This window comes from Marinobacter panjinensis (assembly GCF_005298175.1).
In the GTDB taxonomy this organism is placed as follows: Bacteria; Pseudomonadota; Gammaproteobacteria; order Pseudomonadales; family Oleiphilaceae; genus Marinobacter; species Marinobacter panjinensis.
The window spans coordinates 2,971,312-2,989,707 of record NZ_SZYH01000001.1; the positions used below are offsets into that span (position 1 = coordinate 2,971,312).

An 18,396-nucleotide genomic window follows, 5' to 3' on the forward strand; every position below is an offset into this window, starting at 1 on the left:
GAGTACGAGCTGGCAGGGAGGGTGGTCCGGGGCACGCTGTGAATACGTCCCGGTACGCTCGACAAAAACATCCCTGTTTTTGACGTCCCCGGATCACTCTCCCTGCCAGCTCTATGCCGAGTCCTATTCGTTCCAGGCTACTTTTTTCTGAATCAGTAGCATGATTCGGTCCAGTAAAAATCCGATAAAGCCGATAGCGAGAACGGCGACCATAATGCGGCTCAAGGATTCGCTGCTGCCGTTCTGGAATTCGTCCCAGACGAATTTGCCGAGGCCGGGGCTCTGGGCGAGCATTTCGGCCGCTATCAGCACCATCCAGGCGATGCCCAGTGACACTCTCAGACCGGTAAAGATCATAGGAACGGATGACGGCAGCACGACTTTGCGAACGTGGGTCCAGAACGACAGGCGAAGGACCTTGGAAACATTCAACAAGTCTGGATTTACTGCTGAGACACCCACACTTGTGTTGATCAACGTGGGCCAGAGGCTGCACAAAGTAACGGTGATCATCGAGGTCAGGAACGACTTCTCGAACATCGGGTCGTCACTGACGTAGGTGGCGGAGACCACCATGGTCACCAGCGGCAGCCAGGCCAGTGGCGATACCGGCTTGAAGATCTGGATCAGCGGGTTGATCGCCGCCGCGAAGTGGCGGTTCAGGCCGATGATGATGCCCAGAGGCACGGCGATAATGGTGGCCAGCACGAAACCCGCCAGCACGGTGCCCAGGCTGGTGAAGATCTGGTCAATAAACGTGGGCGCTCCGGGGTAATCACGGATCTTCACTTCCGCGTCCGGATTTTCCGCCAGGATTCGCTCATTGCGCTGTTCCTGCATGGTCACGAACTGGGCGGCACGGTCCCGCTGGTTGCTGTGTTCCTGCCAGAGCTGGCCAGTCTGCTCGAACACCTGGGCCGGGCCCGGGAAGGCGCCCAGGGAAGTCTGTACCTGTGGGGCGGCCAAGTGCCAGAAGCCCAGGAACAGGGCAATGCCAATGGCGGGCAGCAGCAACTGGCGTCCGGCTTCGGCCAGGCTGAGGCCGGAGAGTTTTTCAGTCAGTGCACGGAGCCATCGTTGGCCTTGTGATAACGAGTCGGTCTGGCTGAGCGTTGTCATGTGATGTCTCCTGACACTCAATGCTTAAGGGGTTTGCGGGCCTTTGAGGCCAATCTCGAAACTGTCGATGTAGGCGTTCGGCTCCCTCGGAGTGAAGGCCACGCCGTCGATCAGCTCACCCTGGTGTGGGCGGGTGAAGTTTTCGCCGTCCAGGTCAGGAAAGTCGTCGGCACTCAGGGTGCCATCTTCAATCAACGAGCGGGCGGCTTCCTTGTAGATGTCGGCGCGGTAGACCCTGGCCGCGGTTTCCATGTACCAGTCGTCGGATTTCGGCTCCGGAATCTGGCCCCAGCGGCGCATTTGGCTCAGGTACCAGATGGCATCGGAGGGATAGGGGTAGGTGGCGTAATAGCGGAAGAACACGTTGAAGTCCGGCACCTCTCGTACATCGCCTTTCTCGTACTCGAAGGTGCCGGTCATGGAGTTGGCAATCACTTCCTCGTCAGCGCCGACGTAGCTGGAGCGGGACAGGATTTTCACTGCTTCCTCGCGATTGGCGTTGTCGTTCTCGTCCAGCCAGTGGGCAGCGCGGATCAATGCCCGCAGCAGTCGAAGGTGGGTGTTCGGGTTCTCTTCGGCCCAGGCTTCCGTAACCCCGAATACCTTCTCGGGGTTATTGGGCCAGATCTCGTAATCGGTGATGACTGGCACGCCGATGCCCTTGAAGACCGCTTGCTGGTTCCAGGGCTCGCCCACGCAATAGCCCTGGATGGTGCCGGCTTCCATAGTGGCCGGCATTTGCGGTGGCGGGGTGACTGACAGGTGCACATCGGCGTCTATGTTGCCGCTGGTGTCACCCCGTTGGGGGGCATAGAAACCCGGGTTCAGGCCGCCGGCTGCCAACCAGTAACGCAACTCGTAATTGTGGGTGGAGACCGGGAACACCATCCCCATGCGAAAGCGTTCACCCTCGTCACGGTACTGTTCGATTACCGGTTTCAGGGCGGCGGCACTGATGGGGTGGACGGGCTTACCTTGTTCATTCTTGTCGATGTGTGGGGTCATCTGTTCCCAGACGTCGTCAGAGACGGTGATTCCGTTGCCGTTCAGGTCCATGCTGAACGCGGTGATGATGTCTGCCTGGGTGCCGTAGCCGATGGTGGCCCCCAATGGCTGGCCGGCGAGCATGTGGGCGCCGTCGAGAGTGCCGGTTACCACGCCGTCCAGCAGCACTTTCCAGTTGGCCTGTGCTTCCAGTTCCACAAACAGGCCCTCATCCATAAAGAAGCCCTGTTCCCAGGCGATGGCCAGTGGCGCCATGTCGGTCAGTTTGATGAAACCGAGCCTTAGGTCCGGCTTCTCCGCAGGGCCTATTTCAGCCTGTGCTGTGCCGGTTCCTGTCAGGATCAATAATGTGGCTGCCAGTGTTTTCAGTTGCATGGTGCTCTCCCGGTGTTATTTCAGGCAAAAAAAAGCCTGCCCTCCGTTTCCGAAGCGCAGGCGCCAATGCCTGATGATTTTCAGTTTCTCTCACTGCCGATTAACCGTGCAGTGGATTCAAGATCGTCTGGAATATGGTAAGCAGTCGCCGTGCCAGTTCTCTAATTTATTGAAACGTATATAAAATATTAGAGACCCGCTTTTATTTTCCCTGTTCCGGCCCGGTTCTGGCGGCCGTTTTAGTGCGCAACGCTTCATTGTTGTGCGGGCTGATGTTGTCCTGACTGTCTGCCCTCCAGTCGTGGAGCCGTTCTCCCAGTAGTCTGTCACTGGCCACGGCAACGGGGCCGTAACGCCCGGACAGAGTAAACGGCAGCTGGTGTCGCCCCTCCAACTTGCTGTCGATAACCGGCGTGTCGATACCCATGGAGGCCGCAGCATCCCGGAACAGGTCAGGCCGGATTACCTGACGCACCATGGCACCGCTGACGGGGCCCAGTTGTCCCCGGAGTGTCAGCCGGGAGGCCAGCCAGTGCGCCTGGGAGAGCCAGGGAAAGTTGGCGGAATGGCGGAAGAAGTGTTGTTCCAGCCGTGGATGGAACAGGCTGTAGGGATGGTCATCCAGTACGTTGATCTGCTCGCCGAGGTATTCCGGTTTCGCCAGAATCTCACGCAGCAGGTGATGATTGTGGCGGTTGTCCAGCCACCGGCAGGCAGCGAGCAGGGCGCGCACCAGGTGTCGGTACATCACGCCGTGCTGCGACATCCAGTCTGCCCGCATGCCCAGGACTTTTTCCGGCGCGTTCTGCCATATCTGGTGGCCGGAATGAAGGATGCGCCCCAGATTTTCGTACTCAAGCAGGCTGTTCCAGGGTTCGCCAACGCAACAGCCTTCAATCGCATTCGAGCGGAAGGCATCGACCATCTGAATCGGGGACACCGGGATAATCTGGATATGATGTTCCGCATCCGGGCCGGCGGATGCCAGCCAGTCACGAAGCTGGAGGTCGTGGCTGGACCAGGGCGCGACAGAGGCCAGGCGTATTGGTTCCCTTCGGTGTCTTGCCAGGCTGATCAGTTCGCGAGCAGTGGCGATGGGATTGTCCAGATTCGTTGCCGAGCGCAGCAGCTCGCCAAACAGTCTGTTACCCAGGGTGATGCCATTGCCATTGCGGCTCAGCACCATGCCCACCACGACCGGTACTTTCGGCCGGTCAATAGCCAGGGACATGCTCAGCGGCATGGGTGCCAGCATGTGGCCGCCATCGATAAGCCCGAAGGTGACCTTGTCCCGCAGAGAAGCCCAGGAGCCCTCCTGCACCAGTTCTACGTCGAGCCCCTCAGCATCAAACAGGCCCAGTTCACGGGCCACAATCAGTGGAGCACTGTCCAGCAGCGGTACAAAGCCAAGCCGGACATGGAATCCGGGGTGTCTGTGAAGCGGGGTGGGGTGAACCATTGCGACTCCGTCCGGGGGCCGTTACGAGGCTTTCTGGATTGGCCTGCCCGATTTCTGGCTTCGGCTATCGATCAGGGTAATAACGCGGCGCGCCATAACGGCCAGGCGTTCGCTGTGCTCCATGGCGGAACTGCGCAGCATGCGATAGGCCGTTTCCTCGTCACAGTGCTCATGCCGCATGATCAGACCCTTGGCCTTCTCGATCGTCTTGCGATCTTCCAGCGCCGAGCGGGTTTCCTCTAACTCGGTCCGCAACGCCTGAAAGGACTCGAACTGAGCCACCGCCGAATCAATAATGGAGCGAACCCGTTCCGGCTGTATGCCGTCCATAACGTAGGCGCTGACGCCTGCCTTTACTGCTGCATGAATGGTGGCACGGTCGCCGGGCTGGTCGGCAAAAAAGACAATGGGCCTGGGTGCGTGGGCATTGAGGGTGCTCATGTTTTCCAGGGTGTCCCGGTCCGGCGAGTCCATATCAATGATCACCATGTCCGGCTGGTCACGGGCCACCGCTGCGGTCAGCCCGGTGGCATCCGGGCGTTGGCGGATTACCTCATGGCCCTCGTGCCTGAGTGCGGCACAAACCTGGCTTGCCCGTTCGGGGTCCTTGTCGATCAGAAGGATGCGAAGGGGTTCTGGCGAATTCATGGTGGTTTCCTTAACTGAACAGTCGTTGACTGCGAATGGCTAATCATTCGGCAAAGCGTTTTCTGCCTTGTACAGAGGTGAAAGCAATAAATCTGCCAGGGTATTGGAAGGCCTTTGATACCGGGACGTCAGCCGAATTCGTCATTCTTTTTCAGTTTTTCAGGGATAAAAATCTGCGCTGTCGTTGGGCGTTTCCTGCGGTTCTGCACTGTTTTGAGTCCGGATTGCCCGGTCAATCCACTGTTCACAGGGGCGGAAGTGCTGTTGGCGATAGGTTCTGCCGATGATGGCCCTGGAATTGCACATAAGCGGCAACACCTCGTGAAAACACCGGGCAAGATGCAGGCCCGGTGCTTAATTGTGGCAAAGAAGCCCGCATGCACTGTCTGTTCAGCAACAGATCGGGCATCGCGGGCTTTTTTGTGTGTTTGTGATGCTCAGGAGATATCGTGGATTCGCAGAAAGCCAGCAACCCATCTGTTCACACCACCTGCCCCTATTGCGGGGTCGGGTGTGGCGTTATGGCAAACCCTGACACCCGCAAGCCGGTAGCCGGAGACGCCAACCATCCCGCGAACCATGGACGATTGTGCGTCAAGGGTGCCAGTCTGCACGAGACCACCGGGCAGGAAGGGCGATTGCTGTATCCGCTGGTCAGGGGGCGCAAGTCTGACTGGGACCAGGCGCTTGACGAAGTGGCGGGCGCTATCCGCAACAGCATTGAAACTTATGGGCCGCAGTCTGTGGCCTTCTACCTGTCGGGCCAGTTGTTGACGGAAGACTATTACGTGGCCAATAAACTGGCCAAGGGCTTTCTGCGCACGGCCAATGTAGACACCAACTCCCGGCTTTGCATGTCGTCTGCGGTTGCGGCCCACAAGCGGGCGTTTGGTGCCGATGTGGTGCCCGGCTGTTATGAAGACCTGGAGCTGGCGGATCTGCTGGTGCTGGCGGGCAGTAATGCGGCCTGGGCACACCCGGTGCTATACCAACGCATGAAAGCCGCGGCCCAGGAAGGGCGCCGGGTAGTGGTCATCGACCCCCGCCGCACCGCAACCAGCGAGCTGGCGGACCTGCACCTGGCCCTGCGCCCCGGTACTGACACGGTATTGTTTAACGGCTTGTTGAGCTGGCTGTTTGATCAGGGTGGGCTGGACGAGCCCTATATTGATGCCCATTGCCAGGCATTCGATGAAGCTCTGGTGAGCGCGCGGGCTGCAGCCCCGGATGTCGGGTCAGTGGCCGAGCAGTGTGACCTGTCGAGGGAAGATGTGGAAACCTTCTATCGCTGGTTTGCATCGACGCCTCGCACGGTCACCGGCTTCTCCCAGGGGGTTAACCAGTCCGTCGCCGGCACCGACAAGGGCAATGCCATCATCAACTGCCACCTGGCCACCGGCCGTGTTGGCAAACCTGGTGCCGGGCCCTTTTCCCTGACTGGCCAACCCAACGCCATGGGTGGCCGGGAAGTGGGTGGTCTGGCCAACACACTGGCCGCCCACATGGACTACGACAGCCCCGGGGCAAGATCACGGGTGGCAGGGTTCTGGGGAACCAGCCAGGTGGCTGATGGTCCTGGCCTGAAGGCGGTGGACATGTTTGAAGCGGTTCACCGGGGCGATATCCGGGTGATCTGGATCATGGGCACCAACCCGGCGGTGAGCCTGCCGGATTCGGCACGGGTCCGGGTCGCTCTGGCACGTTGTCCGACGGTGATTGTGTCTGATTGCGTGGCCCATACCGATACCAGCGCCCTGGCGGACATCCTGCTTCCTGCCGCAGGCTGGGGTGAGAAAGACGGCACGGTAACCAACTCGGAACGGCGGATTTCCCGCCAGCGACGCTTCCTGCCCCTGCCAGCCGAGGTGAAACCGGACTGGTGGATAATCAGCGCGGTGGCGGGAAAGCTGGGCTTCGGAGGTGCCTTTGATTACGGCAAGCCTGCTGACATATTCCGCGAGCACGCCGCCCTGTCGGCCCATGAAAACCGTGGCGAGCGCATCTTCAATCTCGCCGGTCTGGTAAACCTGACTGACAATGACTACGACGCTCTGGAGCCGGTGCAATGGCCTGTACTGACGGGCTCTGGTGTCACCGACTCGACACGGCTTTTTGCGGACGGTCGTTTTGTTACCGACAACCATCGCGCCCGCTTCGTTGCCATCAACACCGTTCTGCCCGAACAGAAAACCTGTGACGACTACCCCATGGTGGTCAATACCGGTCGTATCCGGGACCAGTGGCACACCATGACCCGAACCGCCAATGCACCGCGATTACTGGCTCACCGTTCAGAGCCATTTGTTGAAATTCATCATCACGACATGGCCAGGCTGAACCTGGTGGAAGGCCATCTTGCAAGGCTGACCCTGAACAATGAACAATTCGTGGGGCGTGTGCGTCAGAGTGATGGACAGCGACCGGGGGAAGTCTTCATTCCCATCCACTGGAACCGCCAGTTTGCCTCCAGCGGCGTGGCTACCGTGTTGACCGAATCGGTAACGGATCCCGTCTCCGGCCAGCCCGAAGCTAAACACGGTCGCGCCGCCATAAAACCATTCCGTGCCAGCTGGCACGGCCGGCTACTGGTTCGACGTGAACGCCCCCGGCGCTGGGCGTCGGATTACTGGTGTCATGTACCGCTGAATCACTGTGACAGTTGGTGGGTCGCCGGCCGCCAGCCCATCACGTGGCTGGATGCGATGAATGACTGGCTTGGCGGGACGGCCCATGTGGTTATGTCCGACCCGGCACAGGGGTGCTTCCGTGCAGCCCGAATCGTCAATGGCCAGCTGGAGGCCGTGTTCATGGTGGATAAGGACCCCGCCAGAATTCCCGACGCAGGCTGGCTGGATGACTGTTTTTCCGAGCCGACGCTGTCGGAATCCAGCCGGCGAGCCCTGTTGGCGGCCCGGGATGTGGATGTGGAAGACCCGGGAGCCATCATATGCAGTTGTTTTCAGGTGGGTGAACACCAGATCGGAGCCGCCATTGCCGGTGGTGTTGGATCCGTGGCAGCGCTGGGAGAACAGCTTCGTTGCGGGACCAACTGCGGCTCCTGCATTCCGGAGCTGCGACACCTGATTGAGGCCTCAGTCAGCGAGCGCGCGTAACAGAACCACCGGCACCCGGTATCTTAATCCCCGGCAGTCCCCGGTACCCTCTACCGTGCAGGTCTTGCGGTTCACCCGGATAATCGTGCCTTGCAGTTGGCGCCTGCCGGCACCAAAGCCAACCGCGTCCCCTACCGCCCACTTCGACATTAACAGGCGAGTATCCGGAGCCTGGATAGTCTCGTCGGGTACCGGCATGCCGGCACTCTCTGCCTGCTCTGCCAGGTGGCGCCTGGCGGCGTCGGCCCCGCCGCTGCCGTGGAGCTCATCCAGTATCCGGTAGAAATGCCTGTTGTGAACCGAGCCATGATAGCGCTGGCCGGATATATGCTGGAGCAGGTGAGCGAATTCGTGGCAACAGGTGTGTGCCAGCAGATTCAGTGTGGTGACCTCACCATCAAAATACTTGCGCTGCCGTATCTCCCGCCCGGAAAGCCAGCCGGCCACCGCGTCAGGCTGGTGCTTGGCCATGATCATGCGTTTGCCGTAGGTGATCTGGTGCTGTTTCAGGCGCGGGTCAAATCGATGATAGGTAGCCTGGCCGGAGCCGACCCGGCATAGCAGGGTTGTGGCCGGAGCCTGGTTGCGGACCCAGTTTTGTGCGGGGGACCAGAGAATGGCACTGGTGGTTTCGCACATGAGCTGGCCCAACCTGTGGGCTTTGGAAGGTTCAATAGTCATGGGCCAGACGCGTGCAGAAGGAGGGGAGAGCTACCATTCTTTTATAATACCTCGTACGGGGCTTCCCGTAAAAACAACAACGGCCAGCAAGGGCTGGCCGTTGTGACTGACTGGACCGGAAGGCTTAGCCTTCGATCGGCGAACGCCAGTCATCTGCACCGGAAGTGCCGGCAACGGCGTGCTCCCAGGTGACCTTGCGGTAGGACAGGGAAGCGGTAACCAGCTGGGTGAAGTCAGCGCTGGCGGCGTCCTGGCAGTGCGGCATGTTGCACTGGATGTCGATGATGGTGGCATCTTCCAGGATAGTGGAGAAGAAGTGCTCCTGCTTGCCCTCAACGGAGGTGCGGTACCACTTCAGCTCTACCTTCGGCAGCATTTCACCGGAAGCCAGTGCGTTGTACATCAGCGGTGTGGCTTTGTTCAGCGCAGAGGTGAACTTGAACGGCTTGTGAACGCGCTGACCGGAAGGCTGACCGGACTGGGGGTCAGTCGGAACGGTTACAACGTGGCTGAATTCCTGAACCAGCACTTCGTCTTCGTGACCTTCAACGTAGATGTTGCCTACGGAATCGGACGTGAATGCGCCGGCGGTGATGTTACCCTGGGTCTGGCCTTCGATGCTGATATAACAAGGAGTTGGCATAGTCTGCTCCATGACGATTGAATGAATAAGTGTCCTCGGGTTCTCCCTGGACGCTTACCCATTAACAAAGGCCGTGCCAGAAATGAAAAGATGTTTAATAACAGTTAGTAAGAATATCCTGGCAAATGGATCGAGGTTGTTCAGGCAATCTGTTGCTGGCTTCGGGGCGAGATCTTGCTGGCAGGGCAATAAATTGCTCAGCGCAGACGGAATCTTACCGGCAGGGCGTAGGTAAAGGTCTCGCCTTTCATGGAGTCCGGCACCGGGGGCAGAGGTTCGGCATCCTCAAGCATGTCCAGAGCAGCGTAATCCAGCAGTGAGTGCTCCGAGGACGTGCGCAGGAAATACTGCACCAGTTTGCCGTCGCGGCTGAATTCGAACACCAGAACCGGAGAGCCCTCCTGTCCCAGGCGGCGGGCGCGGCGCGGGTATTCGTAGAACCGGCTGAGGTGCCGGCTCAGTTCGGTGAGGTAGCTGTCTACATCGGAGGAGTCTCCGGCAGTGAGTTTCACTTGTTGATTGGGGTTCTCTTCCTCGGCAGTTTTTGCCGTGGGCTCTTCTGAAGTGTTTTCACTTTCCGTTGTGTTGGCTTCGGCAACCGGCTCCACTACTTCAGGCTCAGGCTCAGGCTCAGGCTCAGGCTCAGGCTCAGGCTCAGGTTCTGGCTCAGGTTCTGGCTCAGGTTCTGGCTCAGGTTCCGGCGGTTGCTCCTGAACCTCTGTTTCGGGGGTATCGGGATCCTTCGGTTTCTGGGGCCCGGCCAGGGATATCCGCAGTGCCGGAGCGGAATTGACAGCCGAATCCCCCAGTGGCGTCAGTTCGGGCACCCGTTCAGGCGTAGCAATCACCAGCGCTGTGGCGGTAATGACAATGGCAATGATCAGTAGCAGGCTGCGGACGGTTTTACTGGCACCCATCAGTTGGCAGGCTCCGTCAGCAGGATGACTTCCCCGTAGCCGTTGTCCTCAAGCACGCGAAGCAGGATTTCCAGGTCTGTCATGGCAATGTCCTGTTCGGCCGCTATTTTAAGGGGGGACTCTTCATCCGGAGCCGGTAGCGCGTCTGGAAAGTCGTTCGCCTCAACGGTTTGCCCCTCTACCTGCCACTCCCCGGCTGCGGTAACGACCAGGTCCGCGTGGGGCCGCTCATTGCCTGCCTGATCCCCGGTGCCGGGAAGATCCGGTAACGGCGTATCCGACAACTGGCCTGCCACGATAAAAAACATCAGCAGCAGGAACACCAGGTTGATGAGGGGCAGCAGGGCATCTTCCAGGCGCTCCATAAGGGACTTGCCGGAGGTGACCGGCGGTGGTACCAGATCGCTCATGGTTGCTCCGCGGGCTGCGGTGTACGCTTCCAGTGGGTGGTGATGCCGCTGTCGGATAACCGGCTGTAGGCGGTGGTGAAATCCGTCAGGCGAGTGGCGGATGCAGTGGCCAGATTGATCTCATTCACACCGCTGGCTCTCAGTTCGCTGACAAGCGCCTCAACTGTCCAGGTTTCCCCTTTCCACTGAGCTTTGCCATCCCGCTGTACCGTTACTTCGGGCACGGGTTCTCCGGTGACCGGGCTGGTATCGCCGGTGCTGTTGCTCAGCTCCATGAAGCTCACGGGCAGCAGGCGGCTGGTGAGCATGAAGAACACCAGCAGGATAAAAACCACATCAATCAATGGGGTAATGCGGATGGGAACCGGCCGTGCCGGTCTTGGTTCAACCAGTTGCATTGGCCAGGCGGCCCTGCTGTCCGGTTCCGGAATAATTGGCAAAACGACGGGAAGCATGCGTGGTGTCTGTCCCAGGTTCTGCGTTCTCCGTGACTTCGTAGCTTTCGGGCGCTCCCAGTGGCACGGATAATACGCTGACGAGCGCACTGTTGATGGTTTTCTGGATCCGCCGAAGACGGAATTCTATCCAGGCTGCCAGAGCGGCAAACGGAATGGCAATCACCAGGCCCGCTGCGGTGGTGGTCAGGGCTTCGTATATGCCTCCGCTCAACTGGGACGCATTGGCCCGGCCTTCGGTGGCGGCCATGGCGCTGAACGCTTCCATCATGCCCATTACCGTGCCCAGCAGTCCCAGTAGCGGTGCCAGTGCAGCGATCACCTCAATGATTTTCAGTGGCGCCTCAAAAGGCTCCAGGGCGTGGTGGGCGTCCCTGGCGACGGTTTCCCGGATATGCTGTGGGTCGGTGCCTTTCAGGCGGGCGTTCATGGTATCAACAACCAGACCATGCAGCGGGTTCAGACGGCGGTAGCGGCCGGCGTTGCGCTGCAGCTGACCGGGCACTTCACTGCCGGGCTTTTGTTGCCAAACCGTAATGGCCTTTTTAAGTTTTGCGGTGAATCTGGGGGCAAAAAAAGTCCCGAATAACATGAGGTAAACGAAGGTCACCAGGCCCGCAACTGCAATTGCCAGCAGCACCATCATTACAGGGCCGCCCATTTCCATCAGCTGACTGACCGGGCCGGCACTGAGTCCGGTGGCGTCGGTGAGCAGGGGGTCTGACATCAGGAGAACCTCAATCGTTAAATAGATCTAAATAATAACGATTATCATTGAATTTGCAAGTCCTGTAACCTCCTGGTTGCCAACTGTCTGTTAAACTATTGAATGACGATCAATTACAACTAATTACAACAAACGGTGCTTTGCCCTGTGAGCCAGATGTCTGGTACCCCCTGTGAAACATTTATTGTGTTCCGCCAACGGTTTTCGGAATCGGGGGGCTGCTCGCCGTGATGAGGAAGCGCTGGTTTGTCAGTCTCGTCAACCGGGCTGTCGCCTTTGTGCTCTTTGCCATTGTGCTTTCAGCGGTGGCGGTGGCGGTGGTCAGCTCACTGGTCAGTCGTGCTGAACTTGAGGCCCAGGCCAGCGAGCAGGTTGAGACGATCGCAGATCTCGTCGCTGGTGATCTGGATACGCGCCTCGCGCAACGACGGAATATGCTCGCCCATGTTGCCGAGGGGTTTGCCATGGAAGAGAGCGTACTGACCGCCCGGGCCCGCGTACTCATCCGACGTGAAATTGCGCTCCAGCATCTGTTTGACGGGATCTACCTGTTCGATACCAGCGGCGATGTTATTGCCGAATACCCGGAGCAATACCAGCAGGTCGGGTTGAACGTGAGTGAGCGCCAGTATTTCCAGCAAACCTCGAACCAGCTGACTCCGGTTATCAGCGAACCCTATGTGTCGAACTACCAGGACCAGCCGGCGATCATGGTTACCTCGCCCATTTTTGATCATCGTCAGCGGTTTATCGGGGTTCTCGGTGGTGCAGTGCTTCTTGCCGGAGACAATTTCATGAAGGAAATAAGCGGGGTGCGCATCGGCAAGACCGGCTATATCGGCATTGCGACCCGCAACGGTGTGACCCTTGCCCACGGGCGAACTGGTGAAACAATGACCCCACTACGGCTCGAAAACCCGGTACTGCGTGATGCCATGGGAGGATTTGAAGGCACACTGAGAACCAGCAACCAGGAAGGTACGGATACCATTATGTCGATACGGCAGATGTCCCAGGTGCCCTGGTTTGTGGCTGCCGTATGGCCCGAACGGGAAGCCTATGCACCTGTCAGCCGGCTGACTGACAGTTTTGTACTGGTGTTGCTGATTGTCATTCTGGTAGCGGCACCGCTGGCGCTGGTGGTGTTCCGGCGCCTGATGGCGCCCCTTGACAAACTCGGGCTGCAGATCAGTGAGCGTCATCTGGGGATTCGCACCGAGCCTGTGGACGTTGCCGGCGGTTCGGAAATCCGCCAGGTGGCAGAAACCTTCAACACCGTTATGGAAGAACGGGATGAAGTGATGGCATCGCTGGCGGAGCGTGAGGCGTTCTTCCGTTCTCTTACCCAGAGTGCGCCAATTGGCATTATCCAGACCGATGTACTGGGCCGGATTGAATTCGTTAACCCTGCTTTCGAACGGATTGTCGGAATAGATGCCAATGACCTGCTGCATACGCCGCTGATTGAAAAGGTGTATGAGCAGGACCGTGCCAGTGCCGTGGACGACTGGAGGGGGGCGCTGAATAACAACGCTGTTTTCCTCGGTCGTTTCCGCCTGAAGACCCGGAACGACCAGCAACTGGTGTGGGCGGATGTGATGACGGCAGTATTTGGTACGGAAGAGCGAACGCTGGGTACCATTACGGTGGTTCGGGATATCACCCATGAACTGGAAATCGAGGCGGAACTGGCTGAAGAGCAGGAGCGGGCCGACAGCATTCTTGGTGTCCTTCAGGAAGGTGTGTTGATGCTGGATGTCGACGGTGTTATCCGCTATGCCAATGCGGCTGCCTGTGGTTTCCTGGGGTTGCCGGAGGGGTGCGAGCAGGCCAATTTCTTTGAGCGCGTCGAGATAGAAAGCGAAAACCACCGTTGGGAGCCAGACGACTACCTGCGCAGCGCAGATGCAGACAGCCTTTACGCGACGATGAGGAACAATCGCGGGCGGGCTTTCGATGTGGACCTTGCCATGCTGCACCTGCACCGGGGCAGTGACAATCATCAGCTGATACTGGTGATCCGGGATGACAGCGAGCGCCGTCGTGAAGAAGAGCGGCTGTCCTGGGAGGCAACCCACGACAGCCTCACCGGGTTGCTCAACCGACGTGCCTTCAACTCATCCCTGGTGAAATGCCTGGGCGATGCCAGCAAAAAGACGGTTTCCAGTGTGTTGATGCTGATTGACCTGGACCACTTCAAACCGGTCAATGACGAAGGTGGGCACCTGATGGGGGATGACCTGCTCGGGCGTCTTTCGGATCTGCTCAGGGCGTCCGTGAGGCAATCTGATACAGCAGCTCGCTTAGGTGGTGATGAGTTCGGCATTATTCTGCCCGCCTGTGGTCTGCAGCGCGCTGAGGAACTGGCAGAAACCATTCGCCGGGGCATTGAATCCATCCGCATCGAGCAGGACGGCAAATCCTTTGGTGTCACGGCGAGCATTGGTCTGACGGAAATGTCCAAAGCCGATTACGGCCCCCGTGAGGTAATGGCAAGAGCCGATGATGGTACTTATGCCGCCAAGGCCCGTGGTCGCAACCAGGTAGTGACCGTTCCTCTGCCGGATCAGACCCGCCCTCTCTGACCCGGCCCCGTGAAGAGCTCTACCACCAGCCTGCGGAGCCCCCTGCCTGCCAGAGCAGACGCAGGGCCAGTAGCGTGAGCAGGATATTGAACATGCGGGTGAAGTGCCGGTTGCTCATGGAGCTGAGTGCATGAAGCCCCAGCCAGGTACCGGCAAAACCGAAGGCAATCATTGCGAGGATAAACAATAGCCAGTCCCGGAACATAAAGCCGGCAAGCCCGAACACCAGGGCTTTCGGGGCATGCTGAAGCGTCATGGCGGTAGCAAAAGTAGCCACGGTGGTGAATCGGTCAGCGTGCATCTGTTTGATAAAGGATGCCACCAGTGGGCCCGTTGCTCCCACAAACAGGCTGATGAAACTGGTAAGCCCGGAGGCCAGGAATATTCCGGTGCTGCCGAACACTCCCCGCGGCAATGCCGGCCCCCAGCACAGGTAGAGTACAAACAGGCCGATCGTCAGCTGCCAGAGGTAGGTTGGCAGATCCACCAATACCCAGGCGCCAAGAGCAGCGCCCACCAGCACCCCGGGCGCGAACGCCGCAATGGCTTTCCAGTCGGTATGGCGCCAGGTCAGGGTTGCCCGTCCCGTATTGGAACCCAGCTGGATCATGCCGTGGACCGGAATGATCGCCGCAGGCGGGATCCACAATGCCATCAACACCAGTAACAGCACGCCCCCACCGGCGCCCAGGCTGGCGGTGATCATGGAGGTTATGACCGAACTTATCAGCAGGATGCCGGCGGTTGTGGTGGTCAGGCCCTCCGGAATGAGTGTCAGTTCCAACGCGGACTCCCGGTATTACTCACAGAAAGGCGTTTTGCCAAGACGCGCAGTGCTGCACAGCGCCTCCGTGGCGAGCTGAACGTCCGCCACATAGTACAGAGACGCCAGGCCGAAACGGTCCCGTCCCAGATTGTGAAATACCATGCCAAACGCGATATCCCCGGCGCTGAAGTTCTCATGCTCACGGGCAAAGTAGGCGGCAGGTCTGGACAGGGTGTCATCATCCAGCAAGGCTTCTACACGGCCCGCACCGCCGTGATAGGCCTGAACCAGCAGCAGGGTAAAGAGCTGGTCGCGTTTGTCGGCGGGTAACTCGCCAAAGCGCCGGTCAAACGGTTCCTGCAGGTTGCGCGCATTCTGGTTCATTAACCTGAGTGCACAATCAATCTGTGCCAGTCGGTGCCAGTGGTTGGACGGCTTGATCTGGCAGTCGCTGAGCGCCGACGGTGACAGCTGCAGTATGCCTTTGGCATCTGCGGTGGAGTGGGCCCGTTGCTGGCCACTGCTTTCGATCAGCACCTGTCCGGCAAGGTATTTCGGCAGTGTTGCCGGCACGTTATTTCGTTGCTGTTGCTGGCGTGTTCCGTAGACATACATCAGGGCGTCGTGGAGGGGTTCGGGTTTACCCTGTGATGCAAACGAAAGGTCATCCCAGGCACCCCAGATCAGCTCGGAGGGCAGCGTGCCGAGATAACGGGCCACAGCTTCGTCCAGATTGACGTGGGGCTGGTCGCAGGCGAGTGCAAAAGGGTAGCCGGTTGTGCCAGGGCCGCCGATGGCCCAGTTTTCGGCACGCCCGCTGGCGGCCAGTGAACGCCTGGTGTCATTCAGGCGCTTCTGGGTACCTTCGCGGCTGCTCTCATCGTCAATATAGCCAAGGAACTGGCCGCGCATATCGAACAGAATATGGCGATCTGTGTCAGAGCAGTACCCGGACTCCTTCAGCACCCAACGCCGGATAGTGATGATGTTGTGATAAACCCCCTGGCTTACCCAGTAGGGAGAGCTGCGGACGATACTGGTCCAGTTATCTGCTGGCTCCGGCGGTTGTTCGCTGGCGAACAGAATTGGTGCGATAATGGACATGACTACGAAAGCGGCAGCAAGTGAGCGACGCCTGGGACTCTTGTTCATAGACGCTAGTTCCCTCAATCTCCAGAGTTAAGAATAACAAACGGAATCGATCATGAAGCAATCCGAATACCTCCGGTACGACGCGGTAGCGCTTGCCGACCTGATTCGCCGTAACGAAGTGTCAGCCCGGGAAGTCTCTGAGGCGGCTATCAGCCGGGCAGCGGCGGTAAACAGCAAGCTCAACGCGATCTGCTATCCCCAGTTCTCCGAGGCACTGGGCCAGGCATACCCGCCTGATGGTACCTTTTCCGGCGTTCCCATGCTGCTTAAAGATCTGTCCCAGGAGCAGCAGGGCCATCCCTGCACATTCGGCAGCCGTGGGCTGAAAAACAACGTTGCGCGGCAGGATTCGGAGTATGTTCGGCGGGCCCGTGCAGGCGGGCTGGTGTTTCTTGGCCGTACTGCGACCCCCGAGTTTGGTCTCAAGGCGGTGACGGAGTCCAGACTCTGGGGGCCTTCCCGTAATCCCTGGAATACCGACCTTACTCCCGGCGGCTCCAGTGGTGGCTCCGGCGCTGCGGTGGCCGCCGGTATCGTGCCCATGGCGGGTGCCAATGATGGTGGCGGGTCCATTCGCATTCCGGCTGCCTACACCGGGCTGTTCGGGCTCAAGCCCTCCCGTGGCCGTATTTCCTCTGGCCCCTTTGTCGGCGAAGCCTGGACCGGTGCCTCAACTGACCACGTGGTAACGCGCACCGTACGGGACAGCGCCGCCATGCTCGACGTGTTGTCCGGCCCCGCGGTGGGGGACCCGTTCGTTATTGCACCGCCGGCAGCACCCTATGCAGAGATGATGCAGCAGTCACCGCGACGCCTCAGAATCGGCGTCTTTACGTCCTCTCCCTATGACACCGATGTGGCGCGGGAGTGTGTGGATGCGGTTGAAGACACTGCCCGTATGCTGGAAGCTCTCGGGCACGACGTGGAGTATGCGCGCCCGGAATTTGATGGTATGGCACTGGCCCGCTGTTATCTGGGCCTTTATTTTGGTGAAGTATCGACCTTGATGGATAAGGCGAAGGCCGAATTTGGCGCCAGGGATGAAGATTTTGAACTGGATACCCGGCTGCTTGCCATGCTTGGCAGGACCATGCCGATGCCGGATTATGTCCGGCGGCGCCAGCAGTGGAATGACTTTGCCCGTGCGCTCGGGACATTTTTTCAGGGTTACGACATGTATCTCTGCCCCACTGCCGGGCAATTACCGGCAAAAATTGGTGAGCTGGATACGCCGGGCCACCTTCAGCTGGCCGCTCGCCTGATGCTGATGCTCAAGGCCGGTAAACTGGTGCATCGCAGTGGGCAGGTAGATCAGATGGCCCTGGAAAGTCTGACCCGCACCCCCTTTACCCAGTTGGCGAATCTCACCGGAACACCGGCCATGTCGGTCCCTATGTACTGGACGGCTTCCGGCCTGCCTGTCGGGGTGCAGTTCGGCGCGCCCCATGGCGATGAAACCACATTGCTACAGATGGCGGCACAGCTGGAAGAAGCCAGCCCCTGGTTTGGTCGCTATGAGCTGCTGGAGGCGATGGTCTGACATTACGCTCAGAAACAATAAATGACGAATTGTGATCCGTGATCACCGCATCCACGTTTATCTTTGTAGCAGTAACAGGCTATGCTGTGAATCAGAGGGAAACCTTTCTCTCTGATAGACCCTGATGGCATCGAGGAGGCGAGCGTATTATGAACCAACCGATGGCAATCGACGAACTGGTGTCTGTAGCACAGGCCGAGGCCATGGGGGAGCTTGATGCCCCGATGATGGCCATTGTCCTGTCCAGTGAACAAAGCTACGACTTGCCCATTAACTCTCTTGAAACCGATGCCGACAAGGCCCGCTGGGGACTGATCCTCCGCGCCGCCCGCGAGCATGTAGAAGCCGATGCGGTGGCCGTGCTCTATCCGGCGTGGACCACCATCCGCAACAAAAAGCCGGCGAAGGCCGACACAGTGTCTGAAGATTCCCTGGCTGCTGAAGACAGTGACGATGAACCGGTGCGCGGCGAAGATCCGGCCGAGCCCATCGACACACTGTTTGTCCAGCTGCACACCCGCGACCGGATCTATTGGCGTGGCTTTGAGCAGATCCGTGATCCGAAGCACCAGCGGATCATCGGCTTCCGCCGCATAAAGGCCCTGTCCACGGAGTATGGTCGTGATGAAGCGCCTTCTGTGACCTCATGGCTGAACACCCTGTTCGAGCCCCTGCCTGACGAAGGCCAGGAAACCGAGGTGGATATGGAACTGGCGGATCTGCTGGAGGAACCGGAAGTCAGTGCGGCATTGTATCCGCGTCAACTCCGGGCCCTGCACTGATCAAATAGCCCACTGCAGC

Annotated in this window: 16 protein-coding genes; 4 read left to right on the plus strand and 12 right to left on the minus strand. The window is 59.1% G+C overall.

Annotated elements, in window-relative coordinates; all coding sequences use genetic code 11:
- Positions 1 to 123: 123 nt before the first annotated feature.
- From FDP08_RS13610 to FDP08_RS13625, 4 genes are all read right to left on the minus strand, one after another.
- Entirely contained in the window at positions 124 to 1,119 is a 996-nt protein-coding gene (locus tag FDP08_RS13610; RefSeq protein WP_137436672.1) for an ABC transporter permease, read from the minus strand.
- A gap of 24 nt (positions 1,120 to 1,143) precedes the next feature.
- A complete protein-coding gene (locus FDP08_RS13615; RefSeq protein WP_137436673.1) occupies positions 1,144 to 2,499 on the minus strand; it encodes a CmpA/NrtA family ABC transporter substrate-binding protein in 1,356 nt (451 codons plus the stop codon).
- 202 nt (positions 2,500 to 2,701) lie between these two features.
- The gene (locus FDP08_RS13620) at positions 2,702 to 3,958 is read right to left on the minus strand and encodes a CmpA/NrtA family ABC transporter substrate-binding protein (RefSeq protein ID WP_137436674.1); all 1,257 of its coding nucleotides are present in this window, start codon (positions 3,956 to 3,958) and stop codon (positions 2,702 to 2,704) included.
- Positions 3,959 to 3,979: 21 nt separating this feature from the next.
- Positions 3,980 to 4,606 carry an ANTAR domain-containing response regulator gene (locus FDP08_RS13625; RefSeq protein WP_137436675.1) on the minus strand — a complete coding sequence of 209 codons (627 nt, stop codon included), beginning with the start codon at positions 4,604 to 4,606 and terminating at the stop codon, positions 3,980 to 3,982.
- 449 nt (positions 4,607 to 5,055) lie between these two features.
- Here FDP08_RS13625 and FDP08_RS13630 point away from each other — a divergent pair, with 449 nt between their 5' ends.
- On the plus strand, positions 5,056 to 7,719 hold the full coding sequence (locus FDP08_RS13630) for a nitrate reductase (RefSeq protein ID WP_228263310.1): 2,664 nt from the start codon (positions 5,056 to 5,058) through the stop codon (positions 7,717 to 7,719).
- Here FDP08_RS13630 and FDP08_RS13635 read toward each other — a convergent pair.
- The 6 genes from FDP08_RS13635 to FDP08_RS13660 form a co-directional block, all read right to left on the minus strand.
- A complete protein-coding gene (locus FDP08_RS13635; protein ID WP_137436676.1) occupies positions 7,699 to 8,400 on the minus strand; it encodes a hypothetical protein in 702 nt (233 codons plus the stop codon). The two genes, FDP08_RS13630 and FDP08_RS13635, sit on opposite strands and share 21 nt — an antisense overlap.
- Before the next feature lie 124 nt (positions 8,401 to 8,524).
- Positions 8,525 to 9,043, minus strand: coding sequence for an Hcp family type VI secretion system effector (locus tag FDP08_RS13640; protein ID WP_007155157.1), 519 nt, complete (start codon positions 9,041 to 9,043; stop codon positions 8,525 to 8,527).
- 197 nt (positions 9,044 to 9,240) lie between these two features.
- Positions 9,241 to 9,960 (minus strand): energy transducer TonB, encoded by a 720-nt coding sequence (locus FDP08_RS13645; protein ID WP_137436677.1) that lies wholly within the window; start codon positions 9,958 to 9,960, stop codon positions 9,241 to 9,243.
- On the minus strand, positions 9,960 to 10,370 hold the full coding sequence (locus FDP08_RS13650) for an ExbD/TolR family protein (RefSeq protein ID WP_137436678.1): 411 nt from the start codon (positions 10,368 to 10,370) through the stop codon (positions 9,960 to 9,962). Before FDP08_RS13650 ends, FDP08_RS13645 begins: the two co-directional genes overlap by 1 nt.
- A complete protein-coding gene (locus FDP08_RS13655) occupies positions 10,367 to 10,768 on the minus strand; it encodes an ExbD/TolR family protein (RefSeq protein ID WP_137436679.1) in 402 nt (133 codons plus the stop codon). Before FDP08_RS13655 ends, FDP08_RS13650 begins: the two co-directional genes overlap by 4 nt.
- Entirely contained in the window at positions 10,755 to 11,552 is a 798-nt protein-coding gene (locus FDP08_RS13660) for a MotA/TolQ/ExbB proton channel family protein (protein ID WP_137436680.1), read from the minus strand. Before FDP08_RS13660 ends, FDP08_RS13655 begins: the two co-directional genes overlap by 14 nt.
- A 230-nt stretch (positions 11,553 to 11,782) precedes the next feature.
- Here FDP08_RS13660 and FDP08_RS13665 point away from each other — a divergent pair, with 230 nt between their 5' ends.
- On the plus strand, positions 11,783 to 14,137 hold the full coding sequence (locus FDP08_RS13665; RefSeq protein WP_137437340.1) for a sensor domain-containing diguanylate cyclase: 2,355 nt from the start codon (positions 11,783 to 11,785) through the stop codon (positions 14,135 to 14,137).
- Positions 14,138 to 14,156: 19 nt separating this feature from the next.
- Here the strand turns inward: FDP08_RS13665 and FDP08_RS13670 are convergent, their stop codons facing one another.
- Together FDP08_RS13670 and FDP08_RS13675 are read right to left on the minus strand one after the other, a co-directional pair.
- Positions 14,157 to 14,921: a sulfite exporter TauE/SafE family protein gene (locus FDP08_RS13670; protein WP_137436681.1), complete on the minus strand. Its 765-nt coding sequence runs from the start codon at positions 14,919 to 14,921 to the stop codon at positions 14,157 to 14,159.
- A gap of 15 nt (positions 14,922 to 14,936) precedes the next feature.
- On the minus strand, positions 14,937 to 16,055 hold the full coding sequence (locus tag FDP08_RS13675) for a transglycosylase SLT domain-containing protein (RefSeq protein WP_345789448.1): 1,119 nt from the start codon (positions 16,053 to 16,055) through the stop codon (positions 14,937 to 14,939).
- 52 nt (positions 16,056 to 16,107) lie between these two features.
- Here FDP08_RS13675 and FDP08_RS13680 point away from each other — a divergent pair, with 52 nt between their 5' ends.
- Complete coding sequence (locus tag FDP08_RS13680; RefSeq protein WP_137436682.1) at positions 16,108 to 17,595, plus strand: amidase; 1,488 nt, start codon at positions 16,108 to 16,110, stop codon at positions 17,593 to 17,595.
- A 149-nt stretch (positions 17,596 to 17,744) separates the two neighbouring features.
- Positions 17,745 to 18,377, plus strand: a complete 633-nt coding sequence (locus FDP08_RS13685) for a hypothetical protein (protein WP_137436683.1) — start codon at positions 17,745 to 17,747, stop codon at positions 18,375 to 18,377.
- Positions 18,378 to 18,396 lie beyond the last annotated feature (19 nt).